The following is a 21,599-nucleotide window of genomic DNA, read 5'->3' as shown; positions in this document are numbered from 1 at the left end:
GGAGCACAGTGACCGTTTTCCTGGACTCGGCCGGTTCGTCGCTCCCGCCGCGGGAGGTGCTGGACGAGGTCGTCGGCCACCTGCGGCGCGAGGCCGAGGTCGGTGGTTACGCGGCGGCGCGCGAGCGCGCGGACGACCTGGAGGCCGGCTACGGCGTGCTGGCCGAGCTGCTGGGCGCCGAGCCGGACGAGGTCGCCTTCACCGACAGCGCCACCCGCTCGTGGCTGACCGCGTTCGACGCGGTGCCGCTCGGCCCCGGCGACCGGGTGCTGATCAGCCAGGCCGAGTACGCGGGCACCGCCATCCCGATCCTGCACCGGGCCCGCGAGGCCGGCTACGAGGTCGAGGCGGTGCCGTCGGACGCCTCGGGCCAGATCGACGTGCGGGCGCTGGAGGAGGTGTTGGACGAGCGGGTCAAGCTCGTCTCGCTGGTGCACGCGCCGACCAACAGCGGCCTGGTCAACCCGGTGCGCGAGGTCGTCGACGCGGCGCACGGGGTGGGCGCCCTGGTGCTGCTGGACGCGTGCCAGTCGATCGGGCAGCTGCCGGTGCGGGCCGACGAGCTGGGCGCGGACCTGATCTCCGGCACCGGCCGCAAGTGGCTGCGCGGCCCGCGCGGCACGGGCGTCCTGGTGGTGCGGCGGGAGGCGGCCAAGCGCCTGCGGCCCCGGCTGGTGGACCTGCACAGCGCCGAGTGGGTGGGGCCCGAGGAGATCCGGCTGCGCGACGACGCGCGGGTGCACGAGATCTGGGAGTCGAGCGTCGCCGACCGGCTGGGCCTGATCGCGGCGGCCCGGTACGCCCTGGCCAAGGGGCTGGACGTGATCGAGCGGGAGGTCGGCGAGCGGGCCCGGCACCTGCGCGAGGGGCTGGCCGCGCTGCCCGGCGTGACCGTGCGCGACGTGGGTGAGCGCAAGTCGGGCATCGTCACGTTCACCGTGGCGGGGCTGGCGCCCGGGGAGGTGAAGGAGCGGCTGGCCGCCGACGGCGTGCTGGTCCACACCAGCGGCGCGTCGTCCACGCTGCTGGACATGACCCGACGCGGGCTCGACGAGGTCGTGCGGGCCTCACCGCACTACTTCGTCGAGCCCGCCGGGCTGGATCAGGCGCTGGAGGCCGTCAGCAGGTGCGCCCGGTGATGCGCGGGACGCAGTCGGTGTAGTCCAGCAGCAGCTGGACGGCGCTGTCGTTGCGCGCGGTCTGGGTGGCGATCACCGTGTCGCGCGGGTAGAAGCCGCTGGTGCCGCTCGCCGACGCCGGGTACATCTCGAAGGTGTAGCTCCAGATCTTGTGCGTGGCCCACATCCAGTCGTCCACGCTGCCGTCGGTGATGTAAAGGTCGCTGGCCTGCTGCGGCGTGTAGCCGTTGAGCGAGGCCAGTCGCCGGCCCATGGTCTGGAACACGTTGGCCTGCGTGGCGTCCAGGCCGGTCGCGGTGTCGTTGTAGGTGTAGCCGTACGGCCACAGCACCAGCTCGGAGAAGGTGTGGAAGTCGATGTGCGACTTGATCTGCTGCACACCGCCGACCACGCGGCTGTTGGTGAAGTCGCGGACCCGGGCGACCTCGGGCGCGGAGAACGCCGACGGGCCGCGGTAGGTCTCGGACGAGCCGCTGCCGCTGGAGCCGCCGCAGCAGCCCCACTGGTAGCCCCAGTTGCGGTTGGGGTCGGTGCCGACCGAGGTGGAGTTCGGCTGCCGGTTCTTGCGCCACGCCCGGAACGAGCCGGTCGCGATGTCGTACTCCGCGCCGTCCGGGTTGACGCTCGGGACGACCCAGATCTCCCGGGTGTCGACCGAGTTCTTGATGGTCGAGTTCGACGCGTACAGGTCGGTGTACCGCTGGACGATGCGCAGGCACATCTCCACGGTCAGGTGCTCGCGGGCGTGCTGGTTGCAGGTGAACAGCGCCTCGGGCTCGCTCTCGTCGACCGAGGGGTTGTCGCTGATCTTGATCGCCCAGATGTCCCGGTTCTCGTAGGACTTGCCGATGCTGCGCAGGGTGACCAGGTCCGGGTGGTCCCGGACCGTCTGGTTGAGCTCGGCCACCATCTCCGCGTAGTTGTGGTAGCCGGTGTAGCCGGACGGGAAGTCCTGCGCGCCGACGTCGCCGGTGCGGTCGGTGAAGTCGGCCGCGCCGAGGGCCGCCAGCTCGGCGTCGGCGTCGCCCAGCGATTTGATCCCCAACCCGGTCGCGCGCAGGGCCCACTGCTGGCGGGGTTCCGCGATCACGGTGAGCTTGTCGCCGGTCTGGCCGAGCACGTCGACACCGGTCCTGGCGACCTTGGTGCGCGCCTCCGGGGTGGCCGCCGTGACCTCGAAGAGCGCCCGCTCGGGCGCCTGCGCCGTCGACGGCTGGGCGGACCCGGTGTGCAGGGGGAGCACCAGGGTCGCGCTCGCTAGCAGGGCGGCGGCCAGCAGGCCGCGCCGCTTGGTGAACATCGAGCCTCCATCATCAGCAGGGGTCGCGACGGAGATGTGCACACGCAGCGTCGCGCCGCCGTGACTGGTCGAGGTAGCCCCCGTTTGTCGGGTTCGCCCCGGCGGCCCGGGCTGACAGTTGACGGAATTCGCGTTCGCCTACCCTTGGGGGCATGCTCAACCGCATCGACCTGCGAGGTCGGGTCCCGTCAGCAGCCGAACTGCGCGCCGCGCTGCCGCGCGCCGAGGTCGACGTGGACGCGGTGCTGCATCACGTCCGGCCCATCGTGGAGGACGTGCGGGCCCGCGGCGTCGAAGCGGTCCTGGAGCACACCGAGCGGTTCGACGGCGTGCGCCCCGCGACCGTCCGGGTGCCCGCCGCCGAGCTGGAGCGGGCGCTGGCCGAGCTGGACCCGACCGTGCGCGCCGCCCTGGAGGAGTCGGTCGAGCGCGCCCGCCGGGTGCACGCCGACCAGCGCCGGGTCGACACCACCACCCAGGTCGTGCCCGGCGGGACGGTGACCGAGCGCTGGGTGCCGGTGGCCCGGGTGGGCCTCTACGCGCCCGGCGGCCTGGCCGTCTACCCGTCCACCGTGGTGATGAACGTGGTCCCGGCGCAGATCGCCGGGGTCGAGTCGCTGGTGGTCTGCTCGCCGCCGCAGGCGGGGTTCGGCGGCCTGCCGCACCCGACGATCCTGGCCGCCGCCGCGCTGCTCGGCGTGACCGAGGTGTGGAGCGTGGGCGGCCCGATGGCCGTCGCCCTGCTCGCCTACGGCGGCACGGACACCGACGGCTCGCCGCTGGAGCCCGCCGACGTGGTGACCGGGCCGGGCAACATCTACCTGACCGCGGCCAAGCGCCTGCTGCGCGGCCTGATCGGCATCGACTCCGAGGCCGGGCCGACCGAGATCGCGATCCTCGCCGACGGCACGGCCGACCCGGTGCACGTGGCCGCCGACCTGATCAGCCAGGCCGAGCACGACCCGCTGGCCGCGAGCGTGCTGGTGACCACCTCCGAGGAGCTGGCCGACGCGGTCGACGCCGAGCTGGGGCGCCAGGTCGCCGCGACCAAGCACCACGAGCGCATCGGCACCGCGCTTCGCGGCCGGCAGTCCGGCACCGTGCTGGTCTCGACCGTGGACGACGGCCTGCGGGTGGTCGACGTGTACGCGGCCGAGCACCTGGAGGTGCAGACCGCGGACGCGCGCGAGGTCGCCGCCCGGGTGCGCGCGGCGGGCGCGGTGTTCGTGGGCCCGCACTCGCCGGTGTCGCTGGGCGACTACTGCGCGGGCTCCAACCACGTGCTGCCCACCGGCGGCTGCGCCCGGCACTCCTCCGGGCTGTCCGTGCAGACCTTCCTGCGCGGCATCCACGTGGTCGACTACAGCGAGGAGGCCCTGCGCGAGGTCGCGCCGCACGTCGTGGCGCTGGCCGAGGCCGAGGACCTGCCCGCGCACGGCCAGGCGGTCACCGCGAGGTTCCGCGGATGAGGCCCATCGGAGAGCGGGTGGAGCTGGGCGACCTGCCCCTGCGGGAGGACCTGCGCGGCCGCACGCCGTACGGCGCGCCGCAGCTCGACGTGCCCGTGCGGCTCAACACCAACGAGAACCCCTACCCGCCCACGCCCGCCCTGGTGGAGGACGTGGTCAAGGAGGTCGCGGCGGTCGCGGCCGAGCTGCACCGCTACCCGGACCGGGACGCGGTGGCCCTGCGCGAGGACCTGGCCGCGTACCTGTCGTCGGCCACGGGCGTGCCGCTGACCGCGGCCAACCTGTGGGCGGCCAACGGGTCGAACGAGATCCTCCAGCAGGTGCTCCAGGCATTCGGCGGGCCGGGCCGCACCGCGCTGGGGTTCGAGCCGTCGTACTCGATGCACCCGATCATCGCGGCGGGCACGCGCACCGAGTGGGCGCCCACCCCGCGCCGCCCGGACTTCTCGCTGGACGTGGCGCGGGCGGCGGAGGTGGTGGCCGAACGCGCGCCCGACGTGGTGTTCGTGACCAGCCCGAACAACCCCACCGGGCAGAGCCTGCCGCTGGACGACCTGCGCGTGCTGGTCGAGGCGGCGCCGGGCGTGGTCGTGGTGGACGAGGCATACGCGGAGTTCTCCTCGCGGCCCTCGGCGGTGGCCCTGCTCGACGAGTACCCGGCCAAGCTGGTCGTGAGCCGGACCATGAGCAAGGCGTTCGCCTTCGCGGGCGGCAGGCTGGGCTACCTGGCCGCCGCGCCCGCCGTGGTGGACGCGTTGCTGCTGGTCCGGCTGCCCTACCACCTGTCGGCGCTGACCCAGGCGGCGGCGCGGGCGGCGCTGCGGCACGCGCCGGAGACGCTGGGCTCGGTGGCGAAGCTGGCCGCCGAGCGCGACCGGGTGGTGTCCGAACTGCGGGACCTCGGGTTCGCCGTGGTGCCCAGCGACGCGAACTTCGTGCTCTTCGGCCTGTTCGAGGACACGCGGGTCGCGTGGCGGTCTTATCTGGAACGCGGTGTGCTGATCAGGGACGTCGGCATCGCCGGACATCTGCGGGTGACGGTCGGTACTCCGGAGGAGAACGACGCGTTCCTCGCGGCGAGCAGGGAGGTTGGCCGGTGACCCGGGTCGGCAGGGTGGAGCGCACCACCAGGGAGTCGTCGGTGCTCGTCGAGGTGGACCTCGACGGCGCCGGGAAGGTCGAGATCGACACGGGCGTGCCGTTCTACGACCACATGCTGACCGCCCTGGGCGTGCACGGGTCGCTGGACCTGGTCGTCCGGGCGACCGGCGACGTGCACATCGACGCGCACCACACCGTGGAGGACGTCGCGATCGTGCTCGGGCAGGCGCTGCGCGAGGCGCTGGGCGACAAGGCGGGCATCCGCCGGTTCGGCGACGCGTGGATCCCGATGGACGAGACCCTGGCGCACGCGGCGGTGGACGTGTCCGGGCGGCCGTACTGCGTGCACGTGGGCGAGCCCGCCGAGTTCAACGCCTTCACCATCGGCGGCAACTACCCGTTCGTGCTCAACCGGCACGTGTTCGACTCGCTGGCCTTCCACGCGGGCATCGCGCTGCACGTGCGCGTGGAGTACGGCCGGGACCCGCACCACATCACCGAGGCCCAGTTCAAGGCCATCGCGCGGGCGCTGCGCACGGCCGTCGAGCCCGACCCGCGGGTGGGCGGCGTGCCGTCGACCAAGGGCGTGCTCTAGGTGTCGAAAGAGCTGGTCGTCATCGGCCTGCTCGCGCTGGCCGGCTTCCTGGGCGGTGGTGCCTACAGCACCTGGAAGACCGCCCGGGGGCTGGCCGTCGTGCTGGCCGTGCTGGCGGTGCTCGCGCTGGGCGGCGCGGTGCTCTGGCTGGTGTAGGACCGCGGTCCTTCCGCTGAGTGGAAGCGAATACTCTGCGCAGTCGACCGGCTGCGTATGGTGGGCCCATGTCCAGGCAGATCGCGCTCGACTCCGGCGGCCGGCCGCGGGAGCGCGCGGACGCGGCGCGCAACCGCGCCAGGGTGCTGGCCGCGGCGGAGCGGGTGTTCGCGGACGCCGCCGGGTCGGGCGGCGTGACCATGGAGGACATCGCGCGGGCGGCGGGGGTCGGGCGGGCCACGCTCTACCGGCGCTACCCGGACGTCACCTCGATCGCGCAGGCGCTGCTGGACCAGCACGGCAGCGACGTCCAGGGCCGCATCCTGCACGGGCCGCCGCCGCTGGGCCCGGGCGGGCCGCCGCAGGAGCGGCTGGCCGCGTTCTACCGGGCCATGGTGGAGCTGCTGGAGCACCACCTGCACCTGGTGCTGGGCGCGGAGACCGGGCGGGCGCGGTTCCGCACCGGCGCGTACGCGTTCTGGCGCAGGCACGTGGAGGTGCTGCTGGAGCAGGCGGGCGCGGCCGCGCCGCCCGCCGTGGTGGACGCCCTGATGGCGCCCCTGGCGCCCGAGGTCTACGAGTACCAGCGCAAGCAGCGCGGGCTGGGCCCCGACCAGGTCGTCGCCGGGCTGGACTGGCTCACCCGCTGTGTCTGCGCAGGTGGGTAGGCGGCACCGCGGAGGTCAGCCACACGCCGTTGGCGCTGACCCGGAACTCGTGGCCGGCGGCGCGCATCCCCGCCGCGTCGACCTCCAGCACCACCGGCCTGCCCCGGCGGGAGCCGACCCGCACGGCCGTCTCCACCGTCGCCGACAGGTGCACGTCGTGCCGCCGCATCGGCAGCAGCCCCTCCCGGAGGATGACGGGCGCCACCGCGTCGGTGGTGCCGTGGTAGAGCACCGGGGGCGGTTCCGCGGCGGGCAGGCCCAGGTCGACGGCCACGGTGTGGCCCTGGCTGGCGCGGATGCGCCCGCCGACCACCTCGTAGCGCTTCTTGTCGTTGCGCGCCACGACCTCGCGCACCTGCGCCTCGGTCACGCCGAGCGCCGCCGCGAACTCGCCCAGGTCGACCCAGCCGGCCTCGTCGAGGGTCAGGCCGACGCGGCCGGGGTCGTGGCGGAGGCACTTGGACATCCGCTTGGACAGGCGGATCATCTCTCTTTCCCGCACGTCCCCAGTGCAGCACGGCCGCACAAGCCGGTTGTTCAGGTGCCGCCCTCGGTGGCGGCCTTGAGCTTGGGCGCACCGGGGCCGTTGGCGGACTGCTCGTCCTGGAAGTTGTGCAGGAAGCAGCTGCGCAGCGACAGGCACCCGCACCCGATGCACGAGGTCAGCCGGTCGCGCAGCCGCTGCAGCGCGTCGATCCGGGCGTCCAGCTCGGCCCGCCAGCTCGTGGACAGCCTGCTCCAGTCCGACTTGGTGGGCGTGCGGTTGTCCGGCAGGGTGGCCAGCGCCTGCTGGACGTCCTCCAGCGACAGCCCCACCCGCTGCGCGGTGCGGATGAACGCCAGCCGGCGCAGCACCGACCGCGGGTACCGCCGCTGGTTGCCGGCGGTCCGCTCGGACGCGATCAGGCCCCGCTCCTCGTAGAACCGCAGCGCGGTGTGCGGCACGCCGCTGCGCTCGGCCACCTGGCCGATGGTCAACACGTCGGGCAACTTGCTCACGTGGTCATCCTATGGCTTGACCTCGACTTAAGTCGAGGTTGTTCGCTGATCTCATGACAGTGCGAAGCGAGCCGGGGTACGCGGACCTCCCCGCGTTGTTCCGGCGGATGACCGGGGACGAGAAGCACGAGTGGGCGGCGGCGTCGACGCTCGACGTGCTGTGGGTGCTCTACGACCGGGTGCTGGACGTCTCGCCGGACCGGGTCGACGACCCGGACCGCGACCGGTTCCTGCTGTCCAAGGGGCACGGGCCGATGGCCTACTACGCGGTGCTGGCCGCGAAGGGCTTCCTCGAACCGTCCACGTTGGACACCTGGACCCGGTGGGACTCGCCGCTGGGCCAGCACCCCGACCGGGTGCTGGTGCCGGGGGCGGAGATCGGCAGCGGGTCCCTGGGGCACGGACTGCCCATCGCCGTGGGCACCGCGATCGGCCTGCGCCTCCAGGGGCGCGCGGCCCGGACCGTGGTCCTGGTCGGCGACGCGGAGCTGGACGAGGGCAGCAACCACGAGGCGATCGCGCTGGCCGGCCGGCTCGGCCTGGACCGGCTGACCACCGTGGTGGTGGACAACGAGTCCGGCACGCACGGCTGGCCGGGCGGGGTGGCGCGGCGGTTCGAGGTCGAGGGCTGGCAGACGTCCACAGTGGACGGGCGAGACCACGCGGCGCTGCACGGGGCGTTCACGCAGGAGCACCCCGGCCGGCCGCTGGCCGTGGTGGCGAGGATCGAGGGGGAGCGATGACGGCGACGATGCGGCAGGTGTTCGCGGACACCGTCGAGGACGTGATGCGGCACGACCCGCGCGTGGTGGTCGTGATCGCCGAGATCTCGCGCGACGCGTTCCGGCCGGGGGAGCGGCTGGTCAACGTCGGCATCCGCGAGCAGGCCATGGTCGGGGTGGGCGCGGGCCTGGCGCTGACCGGCCTGCGGCCCGTGGTGCACAGCTACGCGCCGTTCCTGGTCGAGCGCCCGTTCGAGCAGGTCAAGCTGGACTTCGGGCACCAGGACGTGGGCGGGGTGCTGGTGAGCATCGGCGGTTCGTACGACGACCCGGCGTGGGGCCGCACGCACCAGGCGCCCGGCGACGTGGCGCTGTTCGACACGCTGCCCGGCTGGACCGTGCACGTGCCGGGTCACCCGGACGAGGTCGAGCCGGTCATCCGGGCCGCGCTGGCCGGCGACGACCGCGTCTACGTCCGGCTGTCCCTGCGGCACAACGCCGCGCCGCACCCGGTGGTCGAGGGGTTCACCGAGGTGCGGCGCGGCCGGCGGGGCGTGGTGGTGGCGGTCGGGCCGATGCTGGACACCGCGGTCGAGGCGACCCGGGACCTCGACGTGACCGTGCTCTACGCCACGACCGTCCGCCCGTTCGACGCCGCCGGCCTGCGCGCCGCGGTCGGCCGGGCCGACCGGGCCGACGTGCTGCTGGTCGAGCCGTACCTGGCGGGCACGTCGGCGCACCTCGCGGCCGAGGCGCTGGCCGACGTGCCGCACCGGCTGCGGTCGCTGGGCGTGCGGCGGGAGGCCGAGCTGCGGGCCTACGGCACCGCCGAGGACCACGACTCCGCGCACGACCTCGACGTGCTCGGCGTCGCCGCGGCCGCGCGTCGGATGTTCTCCGGGCCGGTCGCTGCGGCATGATCTCTGCCCGTGAGCGTGCCGAGGAGCCTGATCTGGTCACCCGCGCCGACCGCCGAGCTGCAGCTGAACCTGCACCGCGCGGTCGCGGGTCCCGCGGCGCTGGTCCCGGTGGCCTCCGGGACCGTGCTGCTGCCGCGCAGGCAGATCGGGTTCGCCGCGGCGCTGCGGCTGGCCGACCAGGTGCGCCGGACCGGCTCGTCGGCGCTGCTGGTGCGCTGGAGCCCGGCCGGTGAGGTGTGGACCGACGGCGCGGTGTCCGGCTACACCGGTGCGCCGCGCCGGCTGGTCGGGCTGCTGCGCTGGTGGCGGCTCGACGCGAAGCCCGGCGCGGCCGACCTGCCGCCCGACGTGGCCGAGGTCCGGGCGCTGGTGGACGAGGGCCGCGCGGACGCCTGGGTGACGACCCTGCCGTCCGAGGCGGGCCTGCCGATCAACACCGTGCTGCCCGTGGTGCCCGTGACGCAGGGCGGTTCGCCGCTGGCCTAGCGGGTGCCCGGCGACACGGGGCGGTTCCCCGCCGGGCTAGTAGCCTGGACGCGTGGCACGAGTCGTCGTACTGGACTACGGATCCGGCAACCTCCGCTCCGCCGAGCGCGCGCTCCAGCGCGTCGGCGCCGACGTCGAGGTCACCGCGGACCATCGGGCGGTGCTCGACGCCGACGGCCTGGTGGTGCCGGGCGTGGGCGCGTACGCGGCGTGCATGGAGGGCCTGAACTCCGTGCGGGGTGCCCGGCTGATCGGGCAGCGGCTGGCCGGCGGGCGCCCGGTGCTGGGCATCTGCGTGGGCATGCAGATCCTGTTCGGCAAGGGCATCGAGCACGGCGTGGAGACCGAGGGCTGCGGCGAGTGGCCCGGCACGGTGGAGCGGCTGGAGGCCCCGGTCGTGCCGCACATGGGCTGGAACACCGTCCGGGCGCCCGGGGGCAGCCGACTGTTCGCGGGCCTCGACGCCGACACCCGGTTCTACTTCGTGCACTCCTACGCGGTGCGCAAGTGGGAGCTGGAGGAGTCGGGCACGCTCAAGGCGCCGCTGGTGACGTGGTCCGCGCACGGCGGTGACGAGTTCGTCGCGGCGGTGGAGAACGGGCCGCTGTGGGCGACCCAGTTCCACCCGGAGAAGTCCGGCGACGCGGGCGCGCACCTGCTGGAGAACTGGCTGAAGAGCTTCAACTAGGCTGTTCGCGTGACCTTCACGCTCCTCCCGGCCGTTGACGTGGCCGACGGCCAGGCGGTCCGGCTCGTCCAGGGCGAGGCCGGCACCGAGACCTCCTACGGCAGCCCGCTGGACGCCGCGCTCGCGTGGCAGCGCGACGGCGCCGAGTGGGTGCACCTGGTCGACCTCGACGCCGCGTTCGGCCGGGGCGACAACCGCGAGCTGCTGGCCCGGGTGATCGGCGAGCTGGACGTCAAGGCAGAGCTGTCCGGCGGCATCCGCGACGACGAGTCGCTGGCCAGGGCGCTGGCCACCGGCTGCGCCCGGGTCAACCTGGGCACGGCCGCCCTGGAGGACCCGGTGTGGTGCGCGAAGGCCATCGCCGAGCACGGCGACAAGGTCGCGGTCGGGCTGGACGTGCGCATCGGCGAGCGGGGCTACCGGGTGGCCGGGCGCGGCTGGACCACGGACGGCGGCGACCTGTGGGAGGTGCTGGAGCGGCTGGACCGCGACGGCTGCGCCCGCTACGTGGTGACCGACGTGAGCAAGGACGGCACGCTCCAGGGCCCGAACGTGGACCTGCTGCGCGAGGTGTGCGCGCGCACCGACGCGCCGGTGATCGCCTCCGGCGGGGTGTCCAGCGTGGACGACCTGGTGGCGCTGGCCGCGCTGAACCGGGACGGCGTGGAGGGCGCGATCGTGGGCAAGGCGCTCTACGCGGGCGCGTTCACGCTCCCGGAGGCGCTGACCGCCGTGCGCGGCTGATCGCGGCGTCGACCCGGCCGCCGGCGCGGGCCTCGGCGGCCTGCCCGGTCACCCCGGGGTCGACGGCGTGATCTCGATGCCCACCGAGCCCCCGACGCCCCGGCGCAGCCGGCTGCCCAGCAGCGTCAGCCGCCCCAGCAGGCCGTACTTGCGCGCGATCAGCGCCCGCACCCGGTCGCTGCCGGCCCGGTCGAGCAGCCGCGCCCGGCCGGGCACCTGCGGGCCGGTCGGGTTGCCCCGCAGGTCGCACGGCCCGACCTCGACCTCACCACCGCGCCGGATGCGCTTGACCTTGCCCGCGTCGGCGGCCGACCACGCGTAGAGCGCCGTGCCGTCGGACACCACCCACACCGGGGTGGGCACGGGCGTGCCGTCCTTGCGGTAGGTCGTCAACAACAGGTACTTGCCGTCTCCCAGGCCCATGGGGAAGACGGTAGAGGCCCCGCCCCGGCGATGCCGGGACGGGGCCTCCACGAGACCGTCAGGTCAGATGGCGGTGACGTTCGTCGCCTGCGGGCCCTTGGCGCCCTGGCCGACGTCGAAGCTCACGCGCTGGTTCTCCTCCAGGCTGCGGTAGCCGCCGCCCTGGATCTCCGAGTAGTGCACGAACACGTCCGCGCCGCCGTCCTCGGGGGAGATGAAGCCGAAGCCCTTTTCCGAGTTGAACCACTTGACGGTGCCGTTGGCCATTCTTTTCTCCTCTTACCGCGTACCAGCGGGGGCGGACGCACCCACTGCGGCCGGTCCGGGCGTTGGGAGAGAACTCCACGCTCAAACGCGTTTCGCGAGCGTGGATGACACGACACAAAACCATCGACCTCCTCCAGTTAACCACACATCGGCCGTCCTGTCGCCCTGGCGGCACCGGCCGGAGGTCGCCACGTAGGCTTTTGGGCATGTCAGTAGCGGTGCGCGTGATCCCCTGCCTGGACGTCGACCGGGGCCGGGTGGTGAAGGGCGTCAACTTCACCAACCTCGTCGACGCGGGCGACCCGGTCGAGCTGGCGCGCGCCTACGACGCCGAGGGCGCCGACGAGCTGACCTTCCTGGACGTGACCGCCTCCTCGAGTGACCGCGAGACCACCTTCGACGTGGTCCGCCGCACCGCCGAGCAGGTGTTCATCCCGCTGACCGTGGGCGGCGGCGTGCGCAGCGCCGAGGACGTGGACAAGCTGCTGCGCTCGGGCGCGGACAAGGTGAGCGTGAACACCGCCGCCATCGCCCGCCCCGAGCTGCTGGGCGAGCTGTCCCGCCGGTTCGGCGCCCAGTGCATCGTGCTGTCGGTCGACGCGCGCCGCGTGCCGGAGGGCGAGCGGCCCACCCCGTCGGGGTTCGAGGTCACCACGCACGGCGGCCGCCGGGGCACCGGCATCGACGCGGTCGAGTGGGCCGCGCGCGGCCAGGAGCTGGGCGTGGGGGAGATCCTGCTGAACTCCATGGACGCCGACGGCACCAAGGCCGGGTTCGACCTGGAGCTGATCCGGCTCACCCGGGAGGTGGTGGACGTGCCGCTGATCGCCAGCGGCGGCGCCGGCCGGGTCGAGCACTTCCCGCCCGCGGTGGCCGAGGGCGCGGACGCGGTGCTCGCGGCCAGCGTGTTCCACTTCGGCACGCTGCGCATCGGCGACGTCAAGCAGGGCCTGCGCGAGGCCGGCGCGGTGGTGCGGTGATGCTGCGCAACGCCCCGGCGGAGGTGCGCCTGGCCTGCCTGGTCGGCGCGGCCGGCGCGCTGCTGTTCGTCCTGGAGGGCCTGCTGTGGGCCCAGCTCGACGGCGACCCCGGGGTGATCCGCTTCCCGGTGATCGTGGCCGTGCCGGAGCTGCTGGTGCTGGTCGGCCTGGTCGCCGGGCTGCGCCCCGCGCGGCTGACCGCGGCCTGGCTGTTCGGCCTGGTCGCCCTGGTCCACCTGCTCACCGTGCTGGGCGACGGCCCGGTGTGGGTCCGCGTGCTCTCCGGCGTGCTCTCCGCGGTCCACGTCTTCGCCGTGGTGCTGCTCAACACCCGACCCGCCCGACTGCACTTCATCGGAGGACAGCGTTGACCGGTGTGCTCGACCCGGCGATCGCCGCGCGCCTCAAGCGCAACGCCGACGGCCTGGTGTGCGCGGTGGCCCAGCGGCGCGGCACCGGCGAGGTGCTGATGGTGGCCTGGATGAACGACGAGGCGCTGCACCGCACGCTGACCACCCGCCGCGCCACGTACTACTCGCGCAGCCGGCAGCAGCTGTGGGTCAAGGGCGAGACCTCCGGCCACGCGCAGCGGGTGCACGAGGTGCGGCTGGACTGCGACGGCGACACCGTGCTGCTCGTGGTGGACCAGGAGGGCGCCGCCTGCCACACCGGCGACGCCACCTGCTTCGACGCCGACGTGCTGCTCAGCTGATGTCGCCGGTCAGGTAGCGCTGGAGGTTCGGCGCGATCGCCCGGACCATGGTGTCCACGTCGGCCGAGGCGAACGGCTCGAACCGCACCACGTACCGGACCACGCCCATGCCGAAGAGCTGGCTGGCCACCAGGGTGGCGCGCAGCTCGGGGTCCGGCACGCCGAGGTGGCCGATGACCCGCTTGAGCAGGGTCTGCACGAAGAACTGCTGCATCGCCTCGCCGACCCGCTCCTGGGAGGTGATGCTGCGGACCATGGCGGCGAACTGGCCGCCGCCGGTGGCGTCCCAGACGCCGAGGAAGTTGCGCACGATCCGCTCGCCGATCTGCTCGGGCGGGCCGTCGAGCAGCCGACCGACCAGCACGTTCGGGTCGATCGGCACCTGGAGCACGGCCTTGGCGAACAAGCCCTCCTTGCCGCCGAACCAGTGGTTGACCATGGCCGCGTCCACGCCCGCCCGCGCCGCGATGGACCGCACGGTCGCGCCCTCGAAACCGCGTTCGACGAACACCTCGCGGGCGGCGTCCAGCAGGGCGGCCCTGGTGTCGGCGCCGCCGGCCCGGCGGCCGCGGCGCTTGGGCTCGGTTTGCGGGGCGTCGGCGTTCACGCGACCATCATGAGCGACGACCGGGTATTTTTCAACGGACGTTGAAATGACACCCCGGCCCGGGGACGGGCGCGCACCGGGCACAATGTCCGCCATGGTGAGCGTCATCGGTGCCGGTACCGGCCTGGGCGAGGTCAGCCCCACGCGCGAGGAGTTCCGCGAGCTCGCCGCCGAGCGGCGGGTCGTCCCGGTGGTGAGGCGGCTGCTGGCCGACGCGGAGACGCCCGTCGGGCTGTACCGCAAGCTCGCGGCCGACCGCCCGGGCACGTTCCTGCTGGAGTCGGCGGAGAACGGCCGGTCCTGGTCCCGCTGGTCGTTCGTCGGCGCGCGCAGCGCCGGCGCGCTGACCGCGACCGGCGGCGAGGCGTTCTGGCAGGGCCAGCACCCGGTCGGCCTGCCCGAGGGCGGCGACCCGCTGGCCGCGCTGCGCGAGACCATCGAGGTGCTGCGCACCGACCCGCTGCCCGGCCTGCCGCCGCTGACCGGCGGCATGGTCGGCTACATCGGCTACGACGCGGTGCGGCGGCTGGAGCGGCTCCCCTCGCTGGCGGAGGACGACCTGCGGCTTCCCGAACTGGTCATGATGCTCGCCACCGACCTCGCGGCGCTGGACCACCACGAGGGCACGGTCACGCTCATCGCCAACGCCATCAACTGGGACGACTCGCCGGAGCGCGTGGACGCCGCCTACGACGACGCGGTGGCCCGCCTGGACCGGATGACCCGGGACCTCCAGTCGTCCGCGCCCGCCACGGCCGCGGTGTTCTCGCGGCCCAAGCCGGAGTTCACCCGCCGCCGGTCGCCGCAGGAGTACCGCGCCGTGGTGGAGCGGGCCAAGGAGGCCATCCGCGCGGGCGAGGCGTTCCAGGTCGTGCTGTCCCAGCGGTTCGAGGTGCGCACCACCGCCGACCCGCTGGACGTCTACCGGGTGCTGCGCACGTCCAACCCCAGCCCGTACATGTACCTGCTGCGGCTGGAGGACTTCGACATCGTCGGGTGCAGCCCGGAGTCGCTGGTCACCGTGCGCGACGGCAAGGCGACCACGCACCCCATCGCGGGCACCCGGTGGCGCGGCCTGGACGAGGAGGAGGACGCGCTGCTGGAGAAGGACCTGCTGGCCGACCACAAGGAGCGCGCCGAGCACCTGATGCTGGTCGACCTGGGCCGCAACGACCTGGGCCGGGTGTGCAAGCCGGGCTCGGTGACCGTGGTCGACTTCTTCAAGGTGGAGCGCTACTCGCACGTGATGCACATCGTGTCCACGGTCAGCGGCGAGCTGGCCGAGGGGCGCACGGCGTTCGACGCGGTCGCGGCGTGCTTCCCGGCGGGCACCCTGTCCGGCGCGCCCAAGCCGCGGGCGATGGAGCTGATCGAGGAGCTGGAGCCGACCCGGCGCGGCCTCTACGGCGGCGTGGTGGGCTACCTGGACTTCGCCGGCGACGCGGACACCGCGATCGCCATCCGCACCGCCCTGATCCGCGACGGGGTGGCGTACGTGCAGGCCGGGGCGGGCATCGTGGCCGACTCCGACCCGGCGGCGGAGGACAACGAGTGCCTGAACAAGGCGGGCGCGGTGCTGGCCGCGGTCGCCACGGCCGAGACCATGGCGCCCGCCGCGGACGAGTCCGAGGCGGACACCGCGGGTGAAGCGACGGCTCCGGCCCGTGTCTGAGGACGGTCCCACGCCTGGAGACGGTCCCGGGGACGTCCCCCGGGCCGAGCCCGGTCCCGGTCCCGCGCCCGGGGACGTCGCGGAGGACGCCTCCGCCGGCCGGGCCCGCGAGCGGCGTCCACTGTGGATCGCCGTGGTCCTGCTCCTGGCCGGCGCGGGCGCGCTGTGGGGCGCCTCCGCCGTCACCTGGGACGACGCGGCCGGGCGCGACGGCGGCGGGGCGCCGCCCGCCCTGGTCCCGCTGGCGCTGCTGTGCCTGGCCGCCATCGCCGCCGTGGTGGCGATGGGCGGCTGGGTGCGGCGCGTGCTCGGCGCCGTGGTGCTCCTGGCGGGCGTCGCGGCGGCGTTCCAGCTGGTGGGAGCAGCCGGCCCGGTGGTCGGCCAGGCCCTGGTCGTCGCGGGCGCGGCCCTGGTGGTCGCGGCCGGTGCGCTGCTGCTCGTGCGCGGCGCGGCCATGCCGAGGCTGGGCGGCGGCTACCAGACGCCGGGCGCGGCCAGGCGGACCGCGGACCCCGAGCGCGAGCTGTGGAACTCCCTGGAGCGCGGCGACGACCCGACCGCCCGCGACTGACCCACCGGGGGCGTGGATCGGCGCACGTCGGCACGGGGAAACCCCGATCAGCGGCCCGAACCAGCGCCACCCCGGTGGCCGAAGGGGTCGCGTGACGGGGTTAGCATCCTCGTGGCGGGAAGGGGAGCGTGACGTGCGGGAGCTTGCGACTGAACCGGAAGGTCTGACGGAGTCGAGCGAGGTGCTCGGATGACTACCGTGCTTGAGGCGATCATCGAGGGCGTCCGGGAAGACCTCGCCCAGCGTGAGGCCGCATTGCCCTTCGACGTGCTCAGGGAGCAGGCGGCCAAGGTGCCGCCGCCGCAGGACGTGATGTCCGCGCTGCGCGCCCCGGGGGTCGGCGTCATCGCCGAGGTCAAGCGGAAGAGCCCGTCGAAGGGGGAGCTGGCCGACATCCCCGAGCCCGCGGAGCTGGCGGTGCAGTACGAGCTGGGCGGCGCGCGCTGCATCAGCGTGCTGACCGAGCAGCGCCGGTTCGGCGGTTCGCTGGCCGACTTCGACGCGGTGCGCGCGGCGGTGCGGGTCCCCCTGCTGCGCAAGGACTTCATCGTCAGCCCCTACCAGGTGCACGAGGCGCGCCTGCACGGCGCGGACCTGGTGCTGCTGATCGTGGCCGCGCTGGAGCAGAACGCGCTGGTCTCGCTGCTGGACCGGGTCGAGTCGCTGGGCATGACGGCCCTGGTCGAGGTGCACACGGCCGAGGAGGCCGACCGCGCGCTGGAGGCGGGCGCGAGCGTCATCGGCGTCAACGCCCGCAACCTGCACACCCTGGAAGTCGACAAGGACGTGTTCGGGCGGATCGCGCCGGGCCTGCCCTTCGACACCATCAAGGTCGCCGAGTCCGGCGTCACCGGACCGGGTGACCTGATGGCGTACGCGGGCGCGGGCGCCGACGCGGTGCTGGTCGGCGAGAGCCTGGTCACGAGCGGCGACCCCAAGGTCGCGGTGAACAAGCTGGTGACGGCGGGTTCGCACCCCGCGTGTCCCCGGCCGAGCCGGTAGGAGGGCGCATGTCGCGCGGCCAGTTGGCTCCGACACCACACGACCCGGACGAGCGGGGCCACTTCGGGCCGTGGGGCGGCCGGTTCATGCCGGAAGCCCTCATCGGCGCGGTGGACGAGCTCGCCGCGTTCTACGAGAAGGCGCGGGTCGATCCGGAGTTCCTGGACGAGTTCGCCAGGCTGCTGCGCGACTTCGCCGGTCGGCCCTCGCTGCTCACCGAGGCGCCGAAGTTCGCCGAGCACGCGGGCGGCGCGCGGATCTTCCTCAAGCGCGAGGACCTCAACCACACCGGCTCGCACAAGATCAACAACGTGCTGGGCCAGGCGCTGCTGACCAAGCGCATGGGCAAGAAGCGGGTCATCGCCGAGACCGGCGCGGGCCAGCACGGCGTGGCCACGGCCACCGCGTGCGCGCTCATGGGCCTGGACTGCGTCATCTACATGGGCGAGGTCGACACCGAGCGGCAGGCGCTCAACGTGGCCCGGATGCGGCTGCTGGGCGCCAGGGTGATCCCGGTCAAGACCGGGTCGCGCACGCTCAAGGACGCCATCAACGAGGCGCTGCGCGACTGGGTCGCCAACGTCGACGACACCCACTACCTGCTGGGCACCGCGGCGGGGCCGCACCCGTTCCCGGTGCTCGTGCGCGACTTCCACCGCGTCATCGGCGTGGAGGCCAGGCAGCAGATCCTGGACAAGGCGGGCCGGCTGCCCGACGTGGTGGCCGCGTGCGTCGGCGGCGGGTCCAACGCCATCGGCATCTTCCACGGCTTCATCGACGACCCGTCGGTGCGGCTGGTCGGCCTGGAGCCCGGCGGCGACGGCATCGACACGGCCCGGCACGGCGCCACGCTGACCGCGGGCACCCCCGGCTCCCTGCACGGCGCGATGTCGTACGTGCTCCAGGACGAGGACGGGCAGATCGCCGAGGCGCACTCCATCTCGGCCGGGCTGGACTACCCCGGGGTCGGGCCGGAGCACGCGCACCTGAAGGACACCGGGCGCGCCGAGTACCGGCCGGTGACCGACGCGCAGGCGATGGAGGCGTTCGCGCTGCTGTCGCGGACCGAGGGCATCATCCCGGCGGTCGAGTCGGCGCACGCGCTGGCCGGCGCGCTCAAGCTCGGCCGCGAGCTGGGGCCCGACGGGTTGATCCTGGTCAACCTGTCCGGCCGCGGTGACAAGGACATGGACACCGCGATCAAGTGGTTCGGGCTGGGGGTGGACTCGTGAGCAGGCTGGGCGAGGTCTTCGAGGAGTGCCGGGCGCAGTCGCGGGCGGCGCTGATCGGGTACCTGCCCGCCGGCTTCCCGACCGTCGAGGGCTCGAAGGACGTGCTGCGGACGATGGTGTCGTCCGGCTGCGACGTGGTCGAGGTGGGGCTGCCGTTCTCCGACCCGGTGATGGACGGACCGACCATCCAGCGCGCGGCCGAGACCGCCCTGCGCGGCGGGTTCCGGGTGCGGGACCTGTTCGGCGTGGTCGAGTCGGTGGCGTCGGCCGGCGGGCGCGCGGTGGTCATGACGTACTGGAACCCCGTGCTGGCCTACGGGGTGGACCGGTTCGCGCGCGACCTGGCCGCGGCGGGAGGGCTGGGCGTCATCACGCCCGACCTGGTGCCGGACGAGGGCGCGGAGTGGATCGCGGCGACCGAGGCGCACGACCTGGACCGGATCTTCCTGGTCGCGCCGTCGTCGAGCGCGGAGCGCATCCGGATGGCGGCCCGGTCGTCGCGGGGCTTTTTGTACGCGACGTCGGTGATGGGCGTGACGGGCGCGCGCGACGTCGTGTCGTCGGCGGCCCCGGCGCTGGTCAAGAGGGTGCGCGAGCACACCGACATGCCGGTGGGCGTGGGGCTCGGGGTGCGCAACGGGGCGCAGGCGGCGGAGCTGGCCGCGGTGGCCGACGGGGTCATCGTGGGGTCGGCGTTCGTGTCGGCCGTGGAGGACGACGGGGTGGCCGCGCTGACCGAGGAGCTGGCTCGCGGGGTGCGCCAGGTGGCCGCTCCGGCATAGTGCATACGTTCGAGTGACGTAGGCCGTTCGGGGGAGTCTGGGGCTGGAAAACGTCGGTGGGCGCGGGCATGGTGGAGCCATGATCACGCACACCGACGAGGTCCACCTCGAAGAGATCGCAACCCGCACGGCTCCCGCGCTGCCCGGCGACCGGACCCAGGTCGTGGAGTGGACCGGTGGGTGCCGGGTGGTGACGGCCCGGCCTCGTCCACCAGCGCGTGCTCGCGCGCCTGGTCGGGCCGCTGGTGGCCGCCTGCCCGCCCGGGGTCGACGTGCTGCTCGGCACCCCGGTCCGACTTTCCGGCGCCCTGCTCAGGCCGGACCTCCTGGTCGGTTCGTCCGGTGCCGACGAGTGCCCCGTGCCGGCCGCCGCCTTGCTCGTGGCCGAAGTGCTGTCCCCGGACACGAGGGTGGTCGACCAGTGCCTCAAACCCGCGCTGCACGCCGAGGCCGGGGTGCCGTTCTACCTGGTCGTGGACCCGAAGGGCGCGGTGCCCGTCGCGACGGTGTTCGAGCTCGAAGCCGGGGAGCACGCGGAGGCGGCGCGCAGCGGTGGCGGCGTGCTCGAACTCGAACGACCCTTCCCGGTAACAATCGAGCTGTCGCGGTAGAGCCGATCGGACCACCCACTACGGTGGTGCCGTGGTGACGACTTACCTGGCGACGATCCCGAGCCCGGACCAGGGCGTGTGGCACCTGGGACCGATCCCGCTCCGCGCCTACGCGCTGTGCATCATCCTCGGCATCATCGTGGCGATCTGGTGGGGCGAGCGGCGCTGGGTCGCCCGCGGCGGGCTGAAGGGCGAGGTCACCGACATCGCCGTGTTCGCGGTCCCGTTCGGCCTGGTCGGCGGCCGGCTCTACCACGTGGCGACCGACTACCACAAGTACTTCGGCGAGGGCCGCAACCCGCTGGACGCGCTGGCCATCTGGAACGGCGGCCTGGGCATCTGGGGCGCCATCGCGCTGGGTGGCGTCGGCGCGTGGATCGGCTGCCGCCGCAAGGGCATCCCGCTGCCCGCGATGGCGGACGCCCTGGCGCCGGGCATCGTCACCGCCCAGGCGATCGGCCGGCTCGGCAACTACTTCAACCAGGAGCTCTACGGCGGTCCCACCACCCTGCCGTGGGGCCTGGAGATCTACGAGCGGGTCGACCCGGCCACCGGCTTCAAGGACGACCTGGGCGGCGTGGCGCTGGACCACACCCCGCTGGAGATCGTGCACCCGACGTTCCTCTACGAGCTGCTGTGGAACCTCGGCGTCGCGCTGCTGATCGTGTGGCTGGACCGCAGGTTCCGGCTGGGCCACGGCCGGGTGTTCGCGCTCTACGTCGCGGGCTACACGGCGGGCCGGTTCTGGATCGAGCTGATGCGCACCGACCCGGCCACCGAGGTGTTCGGCGTCCGGATCAACGTGTTCACCTCCGTGCTGGTGTTCCTCGGCGCGGTCGTCTACTTCCTGCTGGCGGCGCGCAAGGGCGAGCGCGAGGTCATCGTGCGCCCCCAGCCGGACGCCCGACCGGACCAGGACCCCGAGCCGTCCGAGGCCACCGGTTCCGCCGAGCCCGGGACGGGCGGTGCCCACCCGGCGGAGGCCGAGCGGAGCGAGGTCACCACCGTGCCCGAGGCCAAGCCCGACGCCGCCGACCCCGGCGCCAAGCCCGCGGACCCCGGCGACCAGCCGAGCCGGTAGCGGCATGCGCATCCTCGTCGTCGAAGACGACGACCGGGTGGCGCGTGGTCTGCTCACCGCGCTGCGGCACGCGGGGTACGAGGTCCACCGGGCGGCCACGGCCGCCGCGGCGCTGACCGCCCAACCGGCGGACGTCGTGCTGCTCGACCTGGGCCTGCCCGACGGCGACGGCCTGGACGTGCTGCGCGAGCTGCGCCACCGCACCGGCACGGCGATCATCACCGTCACCGCGCGCGGCGAGGAGCGGGAACGGGTGCTCGGCCTGCGCCTGGGCGCGGACGACTACGTGGTCAAGCCGTTCGGCACCGCCGAGCTGCTGGCGCGCATCGAGGCGGTCCTGCGCCGCACCCGCTCCGCCCGCGCGGCCGAGCGGGAGCAGGTGGTCACGCTGGGTCCGCTGACCCTGGACCCGGAGGGCCGGGAGGCCCGCGTGGACGGCGTGCCGGTGCCGCTGACGCGCAAGGAGTTCGACCTGCTGGCGCTGCTGGTGGCGCGGGCGGGCACGGTGGTCAGCCGCGACCTGATCGTGGACCAGGTGTGGCAGGCGCACTGGGAGGCGCCGTCGCGCACGCTCGACACCCACATCGCGGCCCTGCGCGGCAAGCTCGGCGACGCCGTCCGGATCGAGACGATCCGGGGCGTGGGCTACCGGGCGGCGGCCCACGCCTGACC

27 protein-coding genes and 1 pseudogene are annotated in these 21,599 nt (G+C 73.9%); 22 read left to right on the top strand and 6 right to left on the bottom strand.

Annotation, left to right across the window (positions count from 1 at the left end; all coding sequences use genetic code 11):
• The first annotated feature begins 8 nt into the window (after positions 1–8).
• The gene (locus EKG83_RS48710; RefSeq protein WP_228122369.1) at positions 9–1,139 is read left to right on the top strand and encodes an aminotransferase class V-fold PLP-dependent enzyme; all 1,131 of its coding nucleotides are present in this window, start codon (positions 9–11) and stop codon (positions 1,137–1,139) included.
• On the opposite strand, the gene EKG83_RS38630 is transcribed toward EKG83_RS48710, so the two are convergent.
• On the bottom strand, positions 1,120–2,439 hold the full coding sequence (locus EKG83_RS38630; protein ID WP_153278712.1) for a M14 family metallopeptidase: 1,320 nt from the start codon (positions 2,437–2,439) through the stop codon (positions 1,120–1,122). The two genes, EKG83_RS48710 and EKG83_RS38630, sit on opposite strands and share 20 nt — an antisense overlap.
• 152 nt (positions 2,440–2,591) lie before the next feature.
• Between EKG83_RS38630 and hisD the strand changes: the two genes are divergently transcribed.
• From hisD to EKG83_RS38610, 5 genes are all read left to right on the top strand, one after another.
• Positions 2,592–3,908, top strand: a complete 1,317-nt coding sequence (hisD, locus tag EKG83_RS38625) for a histidinol dehydrogenase (protein ID WP_033430681.1) — start codon at positions 2,592–2,594, stop codon at positions 3,906–3,908.
• Entirely contained in the window at positions 3,905–5,008 is a 1,104-nt protein-coding gene (locus EKG83_RS38620) for a histidinol-phosphate transaminase (protein ID WP_033430680.1), read from the top strand. The genes hisD and EKG83_RS38620 overlap by 4 nt, the downstream gene beginning before the upstream one ends.
• A complete protein-coding gene (hisB, locus tag EKG83_RS38615) occupies positions 5,005–5,604 on the top strand; it encodes an imidazoleglycerol-phosphate dehydratase HisB (protein WP_033430679.1) in 600 nt (199 codons plus the stop codon). Before EKG83_RS38620 ends, hisB begins: the two co-directional genes overlap by 4 nt.
• Entirely contained in the window at positions 5,605–5,760 is a 156-nt protein-coding gene (locus EKG83_RS47275) for a hypothetical protein (protein ID WP_170191824.1), read from the top strand.
• Between the two features lie 68 nt (positions 5,761–5,828).
• A complete protein-coding gene (locus EKG83_RS38610) occupies positions 5,829–6,428 on the top strand; it encodes a TetR/AcrR family transcriptional regulator (protein WP_051765556.1) in 600 nt (199 codons plus the stop codon).
• Here EKG83_RS38610 and EKG83_RS38605 read toward each other — a convergent pair.
• Positions 6,400–6,915 carry an RNA 2'-phosphotransferase gene (locus EKG83_RS38605; RefSeq protein WP_407690803.1) on the bottom strand — a complete coding sequence of 172 codons (516 nt, stop codon included), beginning with the start codon at positions 6,913–6,915 and terminating at the stop codon, positions 6,400–6,402. The genes EKG83_RS38610 and EKG83_RS38605 overlap by 29 nt on opposite strands.
• A 50-nt stretch (positions 6,916–6,965) precedes the next feature.
• Positions 6,966–7,427 carry a redox-sensitive transcriptional activator SoxR gene (soxR, locus tag EKG83_RS38600; protein WP_033430677.1) on the bottom strand — a complete coding sequence of 154 codons (462 nt, stop codon included), beginning with the start codon at positions 7,425–7,427 and terminating at the stop codon, positions 6,966–6,968.
• A gap of 53 nt (positions 7,428–7,480) precedes the next feature.
• Here soxR and EKG83_RS38595 point away from each other — a divergent pair, with 53 nt between their 5' ends.
• Genes EKG83_RS38595 through priA form a run of 5 tightly spaced genes read left to right on the top strand, consistent with a single transcriptional unit; the run spans position 7,481 to position 10,987 of the window.
• Positions 7,481–8,170, top strand: coding sequence for a thiamine pyrophosphate-dependent enzyme (locus EKG83_RS38595; RefSeq protein ID WP_033430676.1), 690 nt, complete (start codon positions 7,481–7,483; stop codon positions 8,168–8,170).
• Positions 8,167–9,069 (top strand): transketolase family protein, encoded by a 903-nt coding sequence (locus EKG83_RS38590; RefSeq protein ID WP_033430675.1) that lies wholly within the window; start codon positions 8,167–8,169, stop codon positions 9,067–9,069. The genes EKG83_RS38595 and EKG83_RS38590 overlap by 4 nt, the downstream gene beginning before the upstream one ends.
• A gap of 9 nt (positions 9,070–9,078) precedes the next feature.
• Entirely contained in the window at positions 9,079–9,555 is a 477-nt protein-coding gene (locus tag EKG83_RS38585; protein WP_033430674.1) for a hypothetical protein, read from the top strand.
• A gap of 52 nt (positions 9,556–9,607) precedes the next feature.
• Positions 9,608–10,243: an imidazole glycerol phosphate synthase subunit HisH gene (gene hisH, locus EKG83_RS38580; RefSeq protein WP_033430673.1), complete on the top strand. Its 636-nt coding sequence runs from the start codon at positions 9,608–9,610 to the stop codon at positions 10,241–10,243.
• Between the two features lie 9 nt (positions 10,244–10,252).
• The gene (gene priA, locus EKG83_RS38575) at positions 10,253–10,987 is read left to right on the top strand and encodes a bifunctional 1-(5-phosphoribosyl)-5-((5-phosphoribosylamino)methylideneamino)imidazole-4-carboxamide isomerase/phosphoribosylanthranilate isomerase PriA (protein WP_033430672.1); all 735 of its coding nucleotides are present in this window, start codon (positions 10,253–10,255) and stop codon (positions 10,985–10,987) included.
• Positions 10,988–11,035: 48 nt separating this feature from the next.
• Here priA and EKG83_RS38570 read toward each other — a convergent pair whose 3' ends face one another.
• Both EKG83_RS38570 and EKG83_RS38565 read right to left on the bottom strand, forming a co-directional pair.
• Positions 11,036–11,410, bottom strand: a complete 375-nt coding sequence (locus EKG83_RS38570; protein WP_033430671.1) for a PPOX class F420-dependent oxidoreductase — start codon at positions 11,408–11,410, stop codon at positions 11,036–11,038.
• A 63-nt stretch (positions 11,411–11,473) separates the two neighbouring features.
• Positions 11,474–11,677 carry a cold-shock protein gene (locus EKG83_RS38565; RefSeq protein ID WP_033430670.1) on the bottom strand — a complete coding sequence of 68 codons (204 nt, stop codon included), beginning with the start codon at positions 11,675–11,677 and terminating at the stop codon, positions 11,474–11,476.
• Positions 11,678–11,883: 206 nt separating this feature from the next.
• Between EKG83_RS38565 and hisF the strand changes: the two genes are divergently transcribed.
• The 3 genes from hisF to hisI are packed head-to-tail and all read left to right on the top strand — an operon-like array spanning position 11,884 to position 13,369.
• Positions 11,884–12,657: an imidazole glycerol phosphate synthase subunit HisF gene (gene hisF, locus EKG83_RS38560; RefSeq protein WP_033430669.1), complete on the top strand. Its 774-nt coding sequence runs from the start codon at positions 11,884–11,886 to the stop codon at positions 12,655–12,657.
• Positions 12,657–13,028, top strand: coding sequence for a hypothetical protein (locus EKG83_RS38555; RefSeq protein WP_033430668.1), 372 nt, complete (start codon positions 12,657–12,659; stop codon positions 13,026–13,028). Before hisF ends, EKG83_RS38555 begins: the two co-directional genes overlap by 1 nt.
• A complete protein-coding gene (hisI, locus tag EKG83_RS38550) occupies positions 13,025–13,369 on the top strand; it encodes a phosphoribosyl-AMP cyclohydrolase (protein WP_033430667.1) in 345 nt (114 codons plus the stop codon). Before EKG83_RS38555 ends, hisI begins: the two co-directional genes overlap by 4 nt.
• Here the strand turns inward: hisI and EKG83_RS38545 are convergent.
• Positions 13,362–13,976 carry a TetR/AcrR family transcriptional regulator gene (locus tag EKG83_RS38545; protein WP_033430666.1) on the bottom strand — a complete coding sequence of 205 codons (615 nt, stop codon included), beginning with the start codon at positions 13,974–13,976 and terminating at the stop codon, positions 13,362–13,364. The two genes, hisI and EKG83_RS38545, sit on opposite strands and share 8 nt — an antisense overlap.
• A gap of 94 nt (positions 13,977–14,070) precedes the next feature.
• Between EKG83_RS38545 and EKG83_RS38540 the strand changes: the two genes are divergently transcribed.
• From EKG83_RS38540 to EKG83_RS38505, 8 genes and pseudogenes are all read left to right on the top strand, one after another.
• On the top strand, positions 14,071–15,648 hold the full coding sequence (locus EKG83_RS38540) for an anthranilate synthase component I (RefSeq protein ID WP_051765575.1): 1,578 nt from the start codon (positions 14,071–14,073) through the stop codon (positions 15,646–15,648).
• Positions 15,641–16,219, top strand: a complete 579-nt coding sequence (locus EKG83_RS38535; RefSeq protein ID WP_228122368.1) for a Trp biosynthesis-associated membrane protein — start codon at positions 15,641–15,643, stop codon at positions 16,217–16,219. The genes EKG83_RS38540 and EKG83_RS38535 overlap by 8 nt, the downstream gene beginning before the upstream one ends.
• A 189-nt stretch (positions 16,220–16,408) precedes the next feature.
• Entirely contained in the window at positions 16,409–17,221 is an 813-nt protein-coding gene (gene trpC, locus EKG83_RS38530; protein WP_033430665.1) for an indole-3-glycerol phosphate synthase TrpC, read from the top strand.
• An 8-nt stretch (positions 17,222–17,229) separates the two neighbouring features.
• Positions 17,230–18,453, top strand: a complete 1,224-nt coding sequence (gene trpB / locus EKG83_RS38525) for a tryptophan synthase subunit beta (RefSeq protein WP_033430664.1) — start codon at positions 17,230–17,232, stop codon at positions 18,451–18,453.
• Entirely contained in the window at positions 18,450–19,235 is a 786-nt protein-coding gene (trpA, locus tag EKG83_RS38520) for a tryptophan synthase subunit alpha (RefSeq protein ID WP_033430663.1), read from the top strand. The genes trpB and trpA overlap by 4 nt, the downstream gene beginning before the upstream one ends.
• 215 nt (positions 19,236–19,450) lie before the next feature.
• A pseudogene (locus tag EKG83_RS38515) lies at positions 19,451–19,846 on the top strand (Uma2 family endonuclease); the annotation flags it as partial.
• A gap of 34 nt (positions 19,847–19,880) precedes the next feature.
• Positions 19,881–20,927, top strand: coding sequence for a prolipoprotein diacylglyceryl transferase (gene lgt / locus EKG83_RS38510; protein ID WP_033430753.1), 1,047 nt, complete (start codon positions 19,881–19,883; stop codon positions 20,925–20,927).
• 4 nt (positions 20,928–20,931) lie between these two features.
• Positions 20,932–21,597 (top strand): response regulator transcription factor, encoded by a 666-nt coding sequence (locus EKG83_RS38505; protein WP_033430662.1) that lies wholly within the window; start codon positions 20,932–20,934, stop codon positions 21,595–21,597.
• Positions 21,598–21,599: the final 2 nt, after the last annotated feature.

Source organism: Saccharothrix syringae, assembly GCF_009498035.1.
In the GTDB taxonomy this organism is placed as follows: domain Bacteria; phylum Actinomycetota; class Actinomycetes; order Mycobacteriales; family Pseudonocardiaceae; genus Actinosynnema; species Actinosynnema syringae.
The sequence above is the reverse complement of the archived record's forward strand: the minus strand, read 5'-3'. Positions and strand labels throughout refer to the sequence as shown.